This window comes from Mesorhizobium sp. WSM4306, assembly GCF_007003975.1.
Taxonomy (GTDB): Bacteria; Pseudomonadota; Alphaproteobacteria; order Rhizobiales; family Rhizobiaceae; genus Mesorhizobium.
In genome coordinates this window covers 105,572-119,416 of the sequence record NZ_VFTC01000003.1, presented here as the reverse complement: position 1 = coordinate 119,416, position 13,845 = coordinate 105,572, and the positions used below count along the sequence as shown (strand labels likewise).

Annotated in this window: 16 protein-coding genes; 1 reads left to right on the top strand and 15 read right to left on the bottom strand. The window is 63.8% G+C overall.

Features of this window, described 5'->3' with window-relative positions; all coding sequences use genetic code 11:
- Positions 1-262 precede the first annotated feature (262 nt).
- The 15 genes from FJV77_RS06155 to FJV77_RS06080 form a co-directional block, all read right to left on the bottom strand.
- Positions 263-1,147, bottom strand: a complete 885-nt coding sequence (locus FJV77_RS06155) for a flagellin (protein WP_142865964.1) — start codon at positions 1,145-1,147, stop codon at positions 263-265.
- 212 nt (positions 1,148-1,359) lie between these two features.
- A complete protein-coding gene (gene fliP / locus FJV77_RS06150; protein WP_142865963.1) occupies positions 1,360-2,091 on the bottom strand; it encodes a flagellar type III secretion system pore protein FliP in 732 nt (243 codons plus the stop codon).
- Positions 2,088-2,588, bottom strand: coding sequence for a flagellar basal body-associated FliL family protein (locus FJV77_RS06145; protein ID WP_142865962.1), 501 nt, complete (start codon positions 2,586-2,588; stop codon positions 2,088-2,090). The genes fliP and FJV77_RS06145 overlap by 4 nt, the downstream gene beginning before the upstream one ends.
- A 17-nt stretch (positions 2,589-2,605) precedes the next feature.
- On the bottom strand, positions 2,606-3,310 hold the full coding sequence (gene flgH, locus FJV77_RS06140) for a flagellar basal body L-ring protein FlgH (RefSeq protein ID WP_112559332.1): 705 nt from the start codon (positions 3,308-3,310) through the stop codon (positions 2,606-2,608).
- Positions 3,307-3,882: a MotE family protein gene (locus FJV77_RS06135; protein WP_142865961.1), complete on the bottom strand. Its 576-nt coding sequence runs from the start codon at positions 3,880-3,882 to the stop codon at positions 3,307-3,309. The genes flgH and FJV77_RS06135 overlap by 4 nt, the downstream gene beginning before the upstream one ends.
- Before the next feature lie 3 nt (positions 3,883-3,885).
- Positions 3,886-5,127, bottom strand: coding sequence for a flagellar basal body P-ring protein FlgI (locus tag FJV77_RS06130; RefSeq protein ID WP_142865960.1), 1,242 nt, complete (start codon positions 5,125-5,127; stop codon positions 3,886-3,888).
- Positions 5,124-5,639, bottom strand: coding sequence for a flagellar basal body P-ring formation chaperone FlgA (flgA, locus tag FJV77_RS06125; protein WP_185970208.1), 516 nt, complete (start codon positions 5,637-5,639; stop codon positions 5,124-5,126). The genes FJV77_RS06130 and flgA overlap by 4 nt, the downstream gene beginning before the upstream one ends.
- A 6-nt stretch (positions 5,640-5,645) precedes the next feature.
- Entirely contained in the window at positions 5,646-6,434 is a 789-nt protein-coding gene (flgG, locus tag FJV77_RS06120; RefSeq protein ID WP_112559336.1) for a flagellar basal-body rod protein FlgG, read from the bottom strand.
- 11 nt (positions 6,435-6,445) lie between these two features.
- Complete coding sequence (locus FJV77_RS06115; RefSeq protein ID WP_142865958.1) at positions 6,446-6,781, bottom strand: flagellar hook-basal body complex protein FliE; 336 nt, start codon at positions 6,779-6,781, stop codon at positions 6,446-6,448.
- A complete protein-coding gene (flgC, locus tag FJV77_RS06110) occupies positions 6,781-7,197 on the bottom strand; it encodes a flagellar basal body rod protein FlgC (RefSeq protein WP_142865957.1) in 417 nt (138 codons plus the stop codon). Before flgC ends, FJV77_RS06115 begins: the two co-directional genes overlap by 1 nt.
- Before the next feature lie 2 nt (positions 7,198-7,199).
- Positions 7,200-7,580, bottom strand: a complete 381-nt coding sequence (gene flgB, locus FJV77_RS06105) for a flagellar basal body rod protein FlgB (RefSeq protein ID WP_142865956.1) — start codon at positions 7,578-7,580, stop codon at positions 7,200-7,202.
- Positions 7,581-7,671: 91 nt separating this feature from the next.
- Positions 7,672-8,862, bottom strand: a complete 1,191-nt coding sequence (locus tag FJV77_RS32790; protein WP_246691153.1) for a hypothetical protein — start codon at positions 8,860-8,862, stop codon at positions 7,672-7,674.
- The gene (fliI, locus tag FJV77_RS06090) at positions 8,849-10,270 is read right to left on the bottom strand and encodes a flagellar protein export ATPase FliI (protein WP_142865955.1); all 1,422 of its coding nucleotides are present in this window, start codon (positions 10,268-10,270) and stop codon (positions 8,849-8,851) included. The genes FJV77_RS32790 and fliI overlap by 14 nt, the downstream gene beginning before the upstream one ends.
- Before the next feature lie 3 nt (positions 10,271-10,273).
- Positions 10,274-10,999 carry a flagellar basal-body rod protein FlgF gene (flgF, locus tag FJV77_RS06085; protein WP_142865954.1) on the bottom strand — a complete coding sequence of 242 codons (726 nt, stop codon included), beginning with the start codon at positions 10,997-10,999 and terminating at the stop codon, positions 10,274-10,276.
- Positions 11,000-11,006: 7 nt separating this feature from the next.
- Positions 11,007-12,818, bottom strand: coding sequence for a DUF1217 domain-containing protein (locus FJV77_RS06080; protein WP_142865953.1), 1,812 nt, complete (start codon positions 12,816-12,818; stop codon positions 11,007-11,009).
- Between the two features lie 143 nt (positions 12,819-12,961).
- Between FJV77_RS06080 and motA the strand changes: the two genes are divergently transcribed.
- Positions 12,962-13,837, top strand: coding sequence for a flagellar motor stator protein MotA (motA, locus tag FJV77_RS06075; protein ID WP_112559342.1), 876 nt, complete (start codon positions 12,962-12,964; stop codon positions 13,835-13,837).
- Positions 13,838-13,845 lie beyond the last annotated feature (8 nt).

The following is a 13,845-nucleotide window of genomic DNA, read 5'->3' as shown; positions in this document are numbered from 1 at the left end:
AAACTGGCGTGTCATGCACACGCCGGATCAACTTCATCAGGGGGTAGGCATAAGCTCATCGACCGTCTGGTCTGCCCGCCATGGTATGGTTAACCATGACTACCGGGATATGGTTAATGGCCTGTTAAAACAAGCCAATCCGGGCGCTGGCCAAAAGCAAAATCAGCCGCCATTCAAAGAGAAAATCAGCAGCCACAAAAAGAAATCGGGCCGCGCTCTTGGCGCGGCCCGATCGGATCTTGTCAGTCGTAAAGTCGAGAGATCAGCCGCGGAAGAGCGACAGGATCGACTGCGAGTTGCCGTTGGCGATCGACAGCGCCTGGATGCCGAGCTGCTGCTGGACCTGGAGGGCCTGCAGACGGGTCGATTCCTTGTTCATGTCGGCGTCGACCAGAGCGCCGACGCCCTTGTCGATCGAGTCCGACAGGTTCGACAGGAAGCTCTTCTGGGTGTCGATGCGCGACTTGGCGGCGCCAAGCGAGGCAGCGCCGGTGGACAGCTTGGCAAGCGCCGTTTCAACGGTGCCGAGCGCCGTGTCGATCGCGGTGGCGGTAACCGCCGTGGTGCTCGGATCGAAGAAGGCCGTGGCGAGCAGGCCGCCAACGATGCCACCCGTGCCGGCGACATCAAGGACCTGCGTATCGGAAGCCTTGACGTCGATGGTGTCGATGGTGACGGTCGCGCCGGTACGGTTGTAGGAAGCGACGATCTTCAGGTCGGAGGCGGCGGCGCCGTCGGTCTGCAGCAGGTTCGAGCCGGCGAAGTTGGCGTTGGTCACCGAGGACTTGATCTGCGCCTGGATGGCGTTGATTTCGGTCGCGATCTTCTGCTGGTCTTCCTTCGAGGCGCCGCGAGCGGTGACGAGCTTGGACTTGATCAGGTCGACCTGGTCCTTGATGTCGTTGATGGCGGTGTAGGCGGTGTCGACCTTGCCGGCGCCGAGGCCGAGTGAATCCTGAACCGACGAAAGCGCCTTGTTGTCGGACTTCATCGAGGTCGCGATCGACCAGTAGGCGGCGTTGTCGCTGGCGGTGGCGACGCGGTAGCCCGTGGAAATACGGGCCTGGGTCATTTCGAGCTGCTTGTTGGTGCTGTTGAGGCTCTGCAGCGCGGTCAGCGCCGCGGCGTTGGTCATGATACTGGACATGGCTACTCGTACCTTGATTTTTACAGGGTTTTTTTTGCATACCGGCTTTTCCGGTATGACGGAGCGGCATCATGCCAATGATCGTGAGACCCGATCACCCGCCATCTGCGAGCAATATGCGGGCAAGTCCCTACCAAAGGGCTAAACGGGACGGTTAACCGGAAATATATTGCGTGAAGTTCTAGCCGGGCGCCACGCAGGATCGCGGGCGGTCAGGTGAAGGAGCGCACCAGGCTGCCGACCAGCAGGTTCCAGCCGTCGATGAGGACGAAGAACAGGATCTTGAAGGGCAGCGACACGACGGTCGGCGGCAGCATCATCATGCCCATGGCCATGGTGATGGTGGCGACGATCAGGTCGATGACGAGGAAGGGCAGCACGATCAGGAAACCGATCTCGAAACCGCGGCGGATTTCGGAGATCATGAAGGCCGGCACCAGGATGCGCAGGTCGACGGTTTCCTTGGCAACCACCTGGCCGCGTTCGCGGGCGAGATCGGCGAACAGGTCGAAATCCTTGTCGCGGACATTGTGCAGCATGAAGGTGCGGAACGGGTCCGAAATCTTTTCGAACGCCGCGGTCTGGCTGATCTGGTTGTCCATCAGCGGCTTGACGCCGGTGTTCCAGGCCTGGTCGAAGGTCGGCGCCATGACATAGAAGGTCATGAACAGCGACAGCGAGATCAGGATCAGATTGGCCGGTGTCGACTGCAGGCCGATGCCGGCGCGCAGGATCGAGAAGGCGATGACGAAGCGGGTGAAGCTCGTCACCATGATCAACAGGCCCGGCGCCACCGACAGCACGGTGAGCAGACCGAACATCTGGATGATATAACCGACGGTGGCGCCGTCGGCCTTGCCGATACCGCCGAGATCCAGCTGCTGGGCAGCGGCGACAGAAGTGGCGGCGACGACGATCGCGGCGGCGAGGATGAGTTTTCTCATTCGAGCAGCAATGTCCTGATCAGAACCTGTTTGGCATGGCCACCGCTGCGGATCGCGGCGCGCTCCTCGAGGTCGGCTTTCAAATGCTGGTAGCCGCTGGCGCCTTCGATCTGATGCATCTTCAGGGTGCGGACCATGGCCAGCAGGTCCTGGTGAATGCTCTCGGTGAGCTCCGGCGGTTGCGGCGCGTCGTAGACCACCGAGGCTTCCAGCCTTATCCAGATATCGGCCGGCGCGGCCAGATTGGTGGTGATCGGCGCCAGCTGCACGAGCGTCGGCCCGGTGCCCGGCGCATGTTCGGCGGCCGGGCTCGGCTGCTCGGCGTTGGACTGGTTCTCGGGTGCGGCCGGCACCGGTACCGGTCCGCCGACGCCCTTCAGATAGCCGCCGGAGACCCAGCCCATACCGACGGCAGCGCCCGTCACCGCCAAAAGCATCGCGAGCTGGATGACAAGCGATGGGCCCTTTTTGGGCTGGACCTGTTCGACATTTGCCACGGCGCCGTTCTCCGGACCTAGAAGGGGAGGACTTGGTCGAGGATCTGCTGACCATAAGCGGGCTGCTGGACTTCGCTGACGCGGCCGCGGCCGCCATAGGAGATGCGCGCCTCGGCGATGCGTTCGTAGGAGATTGTGTTTTCGGCGCCGATATCTGAGGGGCGCACCATGCCGGCAATGGTCAGCACCCTGAGCTCGTAGTTGACGCGCACCTCCTGCGAGCCCCTGATCATGAGGTTGCCGTTGGGCAGCACTTCGGTGACGACGGCGGCGACATTGAGCTCGAGGTTTTCCGAACGCTTGATCTCGCCGTCGGCATTGGTTTCGGTGCTGGAGCTCAAGCCGGCGTCGCCCTTGCCGCTGGTGCTGGCATCTTCCCATCCGAGCTTGACGTCATAGCCGAGCTTACGCGCGGCGGTGCGGCTGCGGTCGTTCTGGTTCTTGAAGTTGGCCTTGTCGTTGAGCTTGATCCTGACGGTCAGGATGTCGCCATCGCGTAGCGCGCGGGGATCGGTGAACAACCGGCTCTGGCGATCGTCCCACAGCGAGAATTTCTTCACCGGCGCCCGCGGCTCTTCCGGGTATGAATAGGGTGCATTGACGCTGCCGGTGATACCGGTGCCGACCGGCGACAGCGCCGGCTCCCTGCCGATCTCCTTCGGGTCGACGGCGCAGCCAGACAGTGCTGCGGCGGCGACCAGGACAAGCAACTGCAACTTCATGACGGATCTACCCTTCGGGCCGCGCTGGCCATGATGCCGGTGAGCGTGGCCGCCGCCTTCTGGTCCATTTCGTTGAGAATGACGCCGGCCTTGCGCGAATCGAGCTTCATCAGGATGGCGGCGGCGAGATCGGGGGTGACCATCGCCAGGCGCTCGGCCGCGGCGTCCGGTTTCATGCCGGCATAAATCTTGACGACGCCGTCTTCGGCGCGGGCCAGGAACACTTCGCGCCGCTTCAGCCATTGCTCGTATTCGGCGCGCTTGTCATCCAGCGCCTTCATGCGCTGGTCGATGCCGGCCTGCAGCTGCTTCAGCTCTTCGGCCTGCAGCGAGTAGCGCCGGTCGCGGGCGGCGTCGGCGATGTTGGAGCAGAAGCGCTGGATTTCGCTTTCGTCGGGCGCCTTCTCGCGGACCAGTTGCTGAGGTGCAGCCGGCGCCTGTGCGCCGGGCAAAACCTGCCGCACCGCTTCTTCAGCGCGAACCGGGAAGCCTGCGAGAAGCGTGGTGATGGCGCAGGCCGCTAGCGCTGCGTTGCGGCGATGCTGTCGGGAAAGGAAGTCGATCATCGGCATGGCCTATTGGAGAACCAGATCGGCCTGCAAAGCGCCGGCCGACTTGATGCCTTGCAGGATGGCAATGATGCCGTCCGGCTTGACGCCGAGACGATTGAGGCCGGACACCAGCGTTTCGAGATTGGGTCCATCGAGCACAGCGACACGGGCGTCGGGCCGGGTGGCCTCGATGGTGGTGAAGGGTTCCTCCGCGGTCACGCCCTTGGAGAAGGGTTCGGGCTGGACGATTTTCGGCTGCTCAGTAATGCGGACGGTCAGCGTGCCGTGGCTGATCGCCACGCGCGAGATCTTGACCTCGTTGCCGATGACGATGGTGCCGGTGCGCTCGTCGATGACGACCCGCGCCGGCGTGTCGGATTCGACCACCAGGTTTTCGATCTCGGCATAGAAGCGCGCCGCCGAAACATTCTTCGGCCGCCTGATCTGCACGGTGCGCGCATCGCGTTCGGCCGCCACGCGCATGCCGAAGCGCTGCGAGGTGTAGCCGTTGATGGCGTCGGCGATGCGGACGGCGGTCGAGAAATCGGGATTGCGCAGTTGCAATGTGAGCAGCGACTGGTCCTCGAACTCGGCGCGAACCGTGCGCTCGACAATGGCGCCGTTGGGCACGCGGCCGGCCGTCGGCACGCCCTGCGTCAGCTTTTCTGCGTCGCCCTGGGCGGTGAAGCCGGAAACGATCACCGAGCCCTGTCCGACAGCGTAGATTTCGCCGTCGGCCGCCTTCAGGGGCGTCATCACCAGCGTGCCGCCGGCAAGCGAGGTGGCGTCGCCCATCGAGGAGACGTCGATATCGATGCGCGCGCCCGACTGCACATAGGGCGGCATGTTGGCGGTGACGATGACGGCGGCGACGTTCTTTGCCCGCGCGCTGCCGCCTTCGGTGGCGATGCCGAGATTTTCGAGCATTGCGCGGATCGACTGTTCGGTGAAGGGCGAATTGCGCAGGCTGTCGCCCGATCCGGCGAGACCGATAACGAGGCCGTAGCCGACGAGCTGGTTGTCGCGCGAGGCCTGCAGTTGCGCGATGTCCTTGATGCGCGAGGCGACCTGGCCGGGCGGCAGCGAGCTAGGGCCGTTGGAGACCCTGAACATGCGGCTGGTGGTGGCCGGGTCGTATTCGGGGTCGACAAAGGCGCCGCCATTCTGGCCGGCAAGATCGCGCTTTTGCTTGGGCGTAAGACCGTCGGCCAGCGCCGGCTGCAGGCCGAGAATGGCCGCGAGCAGAAGGGCAGGTCCGCGTCTCATGAAGCGCTGACCCGGATGGTGCCGTCGGCCATTACCGTCCCGGAAAAGATCTTGCCGCTGTCGGTGTTGCGGACCTTGATCAGGTCGCCCGCGGCGCCCGGCTGCAGCGACACCGCCGTGGCCGAAATGGTGAGGTCTCCGGCGATGAAATAGACCTGTACGGCGGCGCCCTGTTCGACCAGCCAGGCATCGCGGATGGCGGCGACCGGGATGTAGCGGCCGGGCAGCAGCGTGCGCTTGGCGACCTTGCCCTGGAGTTCCTCGGCCTGCGTGGCGACCGCATCCGGCCTATGCTTGCCGGGGAGTAGCGTCACCGGTTTCAAGGCGCCAGTGTCGATCATCTCGCCGGGATAGATGACCCGATTGGGGATCAGCACGACTTCGCCGGCCGCCTGGTTGCTGGCGACCTGCGTGGTGGTCTGCTCCTGCGCAAAAGCCGGCACGCCGCCGGCCACCAGCGCCAGGATCAGCGCGGTGCGGCAAAGCGCGGAGCGGGAGGCCGGAGAGACCATCAGACCTTACCTGATGTTCTTGGACACGACCGAGGCCATGTCGTCGGCGGCCTGGATGACCTTGGAGTTCATCTCATAGGCGCGCTGCGCCGAGATCAGCTCGGTGATTTCCTTGACCGGGTCGACGTTGGACGCCTCGAGATAGCCTTGCTCGACCGTGGCGAAGCCGGGATCGCCGGGCACGCCGACATTGGCCGGGCCGGAGGCCGGTGTTTCCTGGAACAAATTGTCGCCGAGCGGCGCGAGGCCCGCTTCGTTGGCGAAGTTGGCGAGCTGCAGCTGGCCGAGAAGCTGGAGATCGGTCTGGCCGTCGATTCGGGCAAAGACCTGGCCGGTCTTGTTGACGACGACCTCGATGGCATCGACCGGTACGGTGATCGCCGGGATGACATTGGCGCCGTCTACGGTCACCAACTGGCCGGTGGCGTTGGTGTTGAAAGCGCCGGCGCGGCTGTAGAGCGTGCCGCCGTCGGCGCCCTCGATCTGGAACCAGCCGCGGCCGGTGAGCGCCATGTCGAAACTGTTGCCGGTCGAGGTCAACTCGCCCTGTGTATGGACGTTGCGCACCGCGGTCGTCTTGACGCCGAGGCCGATCGAGACGCCTTCCGGAACCAGCGAGGAATTGGAGCGGTTGGGCACGCCTTGCGTGCGGTCGACCTGGTAGAGCAGGTCGGAGAATTCGGCGCGCGCGCGCTTGTAGCCGGTGGTGTTGATGTTGGCGATGTTGTTGGCGATGACTTCCAGATTGGTCTGCTGGGCATTCATGCCGGTCGCTGCAATGGCGAGTGCTTTCACGGCAAGTCTCCTCAGATGCCCATACGGCTGATTTCGAGATAGGCGGAGACGACCTTGTCGCGGATGGCGATCGTGGTCTGCAGGGCCTGCTGGGCGCTCATGACGGCGTCGACGACCTGGCGGGTATCGGCGTCGCCCTTGAGCGCCTGGATCGAGACCTGCTCGGCATTCTGCAAGGTATTGACGGTCTTTGAAGCGGCCTGGCTCAGCGCCTCGGCGAAGGTGCCGGCGATTTCGCCGCCGGCCATTGGCGCCGTGGTGCCCTGAAACAGGTCGGTCGCGGCGTCGGCGCCGCCGATCTCCGGCTTGAGTGGAAGCGATCCGATACCGCCAATGCCGCTGATCATTACTGGTTCCTCATCAGGTCGATGGTCATGGAGATCAGATCACGCGCCTGCTTGATGACCTGAAGGTTGGCTTCGTAGGAACGGTTGGCTTCGCTCATGTCGGCCATCTCGACCAGCACGTTGACGTTGGGCATCTTGACGTAACCCTTGTCGTCGGCGGCCTCGTTGCCGGGCTGGAATTCGACGGGAAAGTCGCTGGGATCGCGGTCGATGGAGTTGACCTCCACCATCGTCCCGCCCGAGGCACGGTCGAGCTCGGAGACGAAGCTGATGGTCTTGCGGCGATAGGGGTCAGCGCCCGGCGTGTTGCCGGTCGACTGCGCGTTGGCAAGGTTTTCCGAGACCACGCGCAAACGATCCGACTGGGCGCCGAGGCCGGATGCGGCGATCTTGAGGGCTGCGGTGAGCGCGTCCATGGTCAGGTTTTAACCGCCATCATCATCATCGAATGGAAGGCCTTGACGATCGCCGTGTTGAGCTCGAAGGAGCGGCGGACCTCGCCGGCCTTCATCAGCTCGTTCTCGACCACCACGGTGTTCTTCGACGGCATGATGGCGCCGGTCGCCTCTTCGGGCTTGACCGTGAAGCCGGCATTGGTGGCGGCGGTGCCGAGATGCCCGGCCTGGGTGGCGGTCAGCGACACAGCGGTGCGGTCGAGCACCTTCTCGAACGGCTCGACATCACCGGCGGTGTAGCCCGGCGTGTTGACGTTGGCGATGTTACCGGCAATGGCGGACTGGCGCACGGACAGCCATTGCGACTGCTTGGCTGCAAGATCGAAAAGGTTGACGGGCTCCATGGGGATCTCCAGGCTGGTACGCACCAGACTAGGCCGCCAGTCTTGCGCGGACCTTGCGCGGCCCGGCCCGTGCCGTAGCTGTAGAGCGCGATTATTTGGAGAGTTCGATCACCTGGTCGGTGCTGGTGACCATGACCCACTTGCCGCCGCGCTGCTCGATCGACGAGACCACGCTTGAGTCTGGCAGCTTCGAGCCGCGCTGGACGATCCACAGGCCGGCATCGTCCTCGATCATGGCACGGCCATTGGCGACATGAACCATGCGGAATTTGGGATCCGCCGGAAAGGGCTGTTCGTCGACGCCGGCAGGCTGGGTCTTGTCGTCGGGGTCCTGCAGCGTACCGGTAGCGAACAGGTCGACATCGGGGACATCGTTTGCGGTCAGCGGCTGGCCGGAATTTTCCATTTGCGAGCCGCCGCTGACACGTCCGGCATTGGTGCCGCTGCCGCCGAACTTGATCGCCTGCACGCCGAACTGGTCCTGATTGAAGAAGATATACCAGGGAAACAGCGCGCAGATCAGGCCGAGCGTGATGCCGAGCGCAGCAAAGACGATATCACTGCGTCGGTCATCCTTCTTGTTCACCTTGGGAAACTGCGCCCTTGGCGGCTGCGGCCAATCGACGTCGGGAAAGAGCCCGTCGAGAAGCGAGTCACGGCTAGCCGCGATCGCCTCGTTGAGTTCGGCATGCGGAGCCTTCGGCAGTGAGGGCTTGGCGAAAGCGGGCGGAGCAGGTCTGGCCACCTCGGGGAAGGCAGGCTTGCTGACATCGCGCAATGCAGGTTCGACTGTTCTGATCGATACGGGTTTGGTCTCGCCGGTTGGAGCAGGCTTGGCCATGTTGCGCGAGGCGGACTTGGCCGCTTTGCGCGACGCCGCCTTGGACGCGCTGCTCGATATAAGTTTCGCGCTGCCCGATGCAAGCCTGGACACACCGCGCAACGCGGCCTTCGGTGCACCGACCAAGGCAAGCCTGAGCGCGCTGGGTGTGGATGGCTCGCCCATGCCGGGCAGGGCAAGGTTGGCTACGCTCGGCAAGGCAGCTTCGGGCGAGCCGAACAGGGCAGGTTCGGGCACGCTGCGCAACGCAGGCTGGACCAGTCTCGGCAAGGGTGGCTTGGCCGCCCTCGCCAATGCGGCCTCGGTTTTGGCTGCCTTGGCGCGATCAGCTTTCGCCTTGGCTGCCCTTGCTTCGTCAGCCCTGGCTTCCTCGGCGGCGGTGGCCTCGGCCAGCATCTCGCGCAAAAGCCGCTCGGTGTATTGGCGCTCAGTCTCCGGCATCGACACTTTGCTTGCCTTTCAGATGACGGGCGAGGTCGGAGAACGCGTCGCTCGAGGCACGGTCCTTCGGCGACTGCGTCAGCGCCTCATAGATCAGCGGCACCTGGCGAACCGCAATGTCGAGTTCGGCATCGGCGCCGCCTTGGTAGGCGCCTAGCAGGCGAATATCGCGCGTGTCCTCGAAGCGCGAGATCATCGACTTCAGCCTGGTCACCAGCATGCGCTGTTCGGGGCTCCATGCCTTGTCGGCAAGGCGTGAGATCGACGACAGCGGATTGACCGGCGGATAGCGGCCCTGTTCGGCAATGGCGCGGTCGAGCACGACGTGGCCGTCGAGAATGCCGCGCACCGAATCGGCGACGGGGTCGTTGTGGTCGTCGCCGTCGACCAGCACCGAGATGATGGCGGTGATGGATCCTTGTCCCTTAACCCCTGGGCCTTCAGCGCCGGGTCCGGCGCGCTCGAGCAGCTTCGGCAGGTCGGTGAAAACCGAAGCGGGGTAGCCGCGCGCGACCGGCGGTTCGCCGGTGCCGGTCGCCACTTCGCGCAGCGCATGGGCAAAGCGGGTGATCGAATCCAGCACCAGAAGCACGCGGTGGCCCTGGTCGCGAAAATGTTCGGCGACGCGCATGGCGGTGTCGGGCGCGCGCCGCCGCATCATGGCGCTCTCATCGCTGGTGGCGACGACGGCGACCGTCTTGGCCATGCTTTGCGCGCCGATCGTGTCTTCGAGGAATTCGCGCACCTCGCGGCCGCGTTCGCCGATCAGCGCCACCACCACCGTATCGAAAGCATCGGCGCCGGCCAGCATGGCTAGCAGCGTTGACTTGCCGACGCCGGAACCGGCAAAGACGCCAAGGCGCTGGCCGAAGCAGAGCGGCGTGAAGATGTCTATGACCTTGACCCCGGTGGTGAAGGCGGTGCCGACACGCTGCCGCGCCATGGCGCCGGGCGTGGTGCCGTCGCCGCTTGCCGCCTCGCCGTTCCTGGTCAGCGGCGGACCGCCATCAATGGCGCGGGTCAGCGCGTCGATAGCGCGTCCGCGCCAGGAAGCGTGTGGCGTCACCACCAGCGGACCTCGGCGAAACACAGCGTCGCCGATGCCTGCATCGGCGCTGCGCTCGAAGGGCGCGATGACGACCTCGTCGCGGCCGATCCTGACGATCTCGCCGCGGCGCGTGCCGGCTTGGCCTCGTTGCTCGACGAGGTCGCCCAGCCTGGCGATTTCGGAAAGGCCGCGCACCTTGTAGTGCGTCGGCGAAACCTCGGCGACGCGACCGCCGCGCCGCAGCAGTGTCTCGGTGTCATCGAACCGGCGCCAGATACGCTCCAGCGCAGCCAGCCGGTTTTCCGTTTCTGCTTCCGGCTGCCGTTCAAGCGCACGTATCGATGATTGCGAGCTCGACATGCGCTACGACTTGGAGCCGAGCGTCTTGATGGCGTCGTCGGTCGAGGCATCGGTCTGGCGCATCAATGCTGCCGTGTTCTCGAAGGCGCGCTGGACCATGATCAGGCGCGTCATCTCCAGTACCGGATTGACGTTGGATTCCTCGACGAAGCCTTGCGCGACACCGAGATCCGAGCGATCGGTGACCGGCTCCGGCGTGCGCGAGGGAACGATGCCCGAATTGCCGTAGCGGACGAAATTCGTGCCGGGGTCGAAATTGAACAGGCCGATGGCGCCGACAAGCTTGTCGCCCTGGCGCAGCGAGCCGTCGGCGCCCGCCTTGGGCGGGCCGTCGCGCGGGTCGAGTTGGATCGGCGCACCGCCGGCGTCGAGCACGGGATGGCCTTCGAGCGACATCAGCTCGCCGTTCTCGTTCATCGAAAAACGTCCGTCGCGCGTCATCACGGTGCCGGCCGGGGTGTCGATGCCGAACCAGGCATCGCCCTGGACGGCGAAGTCGAACGGATTGCCGGTTTGCGTCATCGCGCCATGCGCGCCGGACAGATAGGTCTTGCCGGAGGAGGCGAAGGACACCGATTTGGGGCCGCTGCCGGAGACGATATCCTCGAACTTCACGCCGGTGGCGCGAAAGCCGATGGTCGAGGCGTTGGCGACATTGTCGGCGATGGTATCGAGACGGCGCTCGAGCGCGATCTGCGAGGAAAGGGCGACGTAAAGGCTGTCCTGCATGGTGCTCTCAGAATTTCAGTTTCTGCATGGCCATCATCAGATCGGTCGAGATGCCGACGGTGGTCGGTTGGGCAAACAGCACTCCGATCGATGTCTGGGCGGTCGAAGTCGGATGATTTATTTCCCAGAGGCTGGTGAAGCGGGTCAGGAATTTGTCGAGCTTGGCCGGGTCGGTGAAGTCGGTGAGGTCGAGCTTTGCCTCGAAGGCCTGCGCCTGCTTGTCGATGTCGGCGGTGGCGAAGGAATCGGGCAGGCCGATCGCGGTGCGTACCGCGCTGGCCAGGGCTGTGTCGGCCAGCACGTCGTACCAGTTGGTGATCGTCGGCGCCTTGCGCTCGAAATAGAGCGCCAGCCGCACGCCCTCATTGGTCTTGCCGGCATCCTCTTCCAGCGTCTGGCGCATGTATTTGTCGACGACCGGCTGCTGCGACGGGTTGCGGGTCGTCGCCGCTTCGCCGTAAGCCTCGAAATTCAACGAAGTAGCGAGCCTGGCATAAGCCTTGTTGGAGAGCTTGTTGGCGATGCTGTTCGGGTCGCTGACGCCGCCCTCCAGAACATCGCGGACAAGATCCTTGTTGGTGGTTGCCGGATCGAGACCGCTGGCTGACAGCGCATAATTGTACAGCCGGCTGTCGGCCATCAGATCGTCGATCGACTTCACCTTGGTGATGTTGGCGAGGTAGTAGCTGGTCTCGGCCTGGACAGCATCCGCATTCGGCTTGATGAGACCAAGACTGGACTCGGTCGTGTAAAGCTTCGGCGTGGTCTTCAGCACGGCGTCGCGCGTGGTCGTCTGATCGCCATATTGGGCGAAGTCGAAGGCGCTGACGAAGTTGGCGTAGCTTTTGTCGGTCAACAGGTTGGCGGGGCTGAACGGATCGGTGACGCCGCCGTTGACCATCGTGCGGATCTGCTTCGCCGTCTGGGTCGATGCATCCAGCCCATAGGCAGCCATAGCGAAGGTCAGCAGGCGCTTGTCCTTCAAAAGGTCTTCGATCGACTTCACCTTGGAGATGTTGGCCGCGTAGTAGTCGGCCTCGCCCTTGATGTATTGCGCGGTCGGCTTGACCAGCACCAGCCCGGTTCCCGCCATGACGGCTTTGGGAACCGCCTGCTGGACGGCGTCGCGCGCCGTTGCCTGGTCGCCATATTGTGCGAAGTCGAAGGCGGCGACGAAGGCCGCATAACCCTTGTTGGTCGACGTGTTCGCCGGGCTGTTCGGGTCGGTGACGCCGCCTTCCAGCATGGCGCGGACGGTCGCAGGTGCTTCGGCGTCTGCATCGAGGCCGAAGGCGGCCATCGCATAGGTGAGCAGGCGGTCGTTGCCCATAAGGTCGTCGATCGATTTGACGTTGGAGATGTTGCTAATGAAGTAGGAGGTCTCGCCCTTGTAGTAGTCGAACCCGTTCTGCAAGGCGCCGAGCCCAATTTGGGCCGTATAGTTCTTCGTCACGCCTTGCTGCGCGGGATTGTAGCTGGTGGCATCCGTGCCCAACGCTGCGAAATTGAAGGCCGAGACGAACTCGGCATAGCGCTTGTCGGTCAATTTGTTAGCGAAGCTGTCGGGATCGGAGACACCTTCCTTCAGGGCTTTGACCATGAAAGCCTTGGCATAAGCCATGTCGCCAAGCCCAAAGGCCTTCATGGCATAGGTGAACAGACGGGTGTTCTTGACGAAATCGTCTATCGATTTCACGCTGCCGATGTTGGCGAGATAGTAGTCGGTGTCGCGCTTGTTGATCGGGTCCGCCTCGATGCGGTCGATCGCCTTGGGAATATCCCTGGCGATGAGCTGATAGCTGGTAAAAGTGCTCAACACGACATGCCTCCGGTCGCAGCTTCAGTGACAGAGTATGCGGACTTGCTTGCGCGAGGCTGAATCGGTTCGCCATGCGTGATTCAAGCCTCACACAAGGCACGGGGGCTATCGGTTAGGTCTGACGTGACGTGGAAGGATCTGGCGTGGGCATTCTGATCGGACTGGTGGTGACGCTCGGCTGTGTTCTCGGCGGCTTCATGGCCATGGGCGGCCATCTGCATGTGCTGATGCAGCCCTGGGAAGCGGTGGTCATCTGCGGCGCCGCACTTGGCACCTTCCTCGTCGCCAACCCGATGAAGACCGTCAAGGACACCGGCAAGGGCATCCTCGAAGCCTTCAAGCAGGCGGTGCCGAAGGAGCGCGACTATCTGGAGACGCTGGGCGTCCTCCACAGCCTGATGCGCGAACTGCGCTCGAAATCCCGCAGCGAGGTCGAGGCGCATATCGACAACCCCGAGGAATCAGCAATCTTCCAGGCGTTCCCGACCGTGCTCAAGAATCACGATCTGACGCACTTCATCTGCGACTATTGCCGCATCATCATCATCGGCAATGCGCGCTCGCACGAGATCGAGGCCCTGATGGACGAGGAAATCCAGACCATCAAGTCCGACAAGATGAAGGCCTATCACGCGCTGGTGGCGGTGGGCGACGGTCTGCCGGCGCTCGGCATCGTCGCCGCCGTGCTCGGCGTGGTCAAGGCGATGGGCGCGCTCGACCAGTCGCCGGAAATCCTCGGCGGTCTGATCGGCGCCGCCCTTGTCGGGACCTTTCTCGGCATCTTTCTGTCCTACGCCGTGGTCGGGCCGGTCGCTACCAAGATCAAGACGGTGCGCGAGAAGAAGAACCGCCTCTACATCATCGTCAAGCAGACGCTGCTCGCCTACATGAACGGCGCCCTGCCGCAGGTGGCGATTGAGTTCGGCCGCAAGACCATCTCGTCCTATGAGCGGCCGACGATCGACGCCGTCGAGCAGAGCACGATGAACACAGCCTCCGCCGAGAAGAAAGCGGCCTGAGCCATGCA

Bases quoted from the DNA above. Each gene is read 5' to 3' on its own strand.
- FJV77_RS06155 (WP_142865964.1), bottom strand. From the start codon at position 1,147: ATGTCCAGTATCATGACCAACGCCGCGGCGCTGACCGCGCTGCAGAGC.
- fliP (WP_142865963.1), bottom strand. From the start codon at position 2,091: ATGAGAAAACTCATCCTCGCCGCCGCGATCGTCGTCGCCGCCACTTCT.
- flgH (WP_112559332.1), bottom strand. From the start codon at position 3,310: ATGAAGTTGCAGTTGCTTGTCCTGGTCGCCGCCGCAGCACTGTCTGGC.
- FJV77_RS06135 (WP_142865961.1), bottom strand. From the start codon at position 3,882: ATGCCGATGATCGACTTCCTTTCCCGACAGCATCGCCGCAACGCAGCG.
- FJV77_RS06130 (WP_142865960.1), bottom strand. From the start codon at position 5,127: ATGAGACGCGGACCTGCCCTTCTGCTCGCGGCCATTCTCGGCCTGCAG.
- flgA (WP_185970208.1), bottom strand. From the start codon at position 5,639: ATGGTCTCTCCGGCCTCCCGCTCCGCGCTTTGCCGCACCGCGCTGATC.
- FJV77_RS06115 (WP_142865958.1), bottom strand. From the start codon at position 6,781: ATGATCAGCGGCATTGGCGGTATCGGATCGCTTCCACTCAAGCCGGAG.
- flgC (WP_142865957.1), bottom strand. From the start codon at position 7,197: ATGGACGCGCTCACCGCAGCCCTCAAGATCGCCGCATCCGGCCTCGGC.
- flgB (WP_142865956.1), bottom strand. From the start codon at position 7,580: ATGGAGCCCGTCAACCTTTTCGATCTTGCAGCCAAGCAGTCGCAATGG.
- FJV77_RS32790 (WP_246691153.1), bottom strand. From the start codon at position 8,862: ATGCCGGAGACTGAGCGCCAATACACCGAGCGGCTTTTGCGCGAGATG.
- fliI (WP_142865955.1), bottom strand. From the start codon at position 10,270: ATGTCGAGCTCGCAATCATCGATACGTGCGCTTGAACGGCAGCCGGAA.
- flgF (WP_142865954.1), bottom strand. From the start codon at position 10,999: ATGCAGGACAGCCTTTACGTCGCCCTTTCCTCGCAGATCGCGCTCGAG.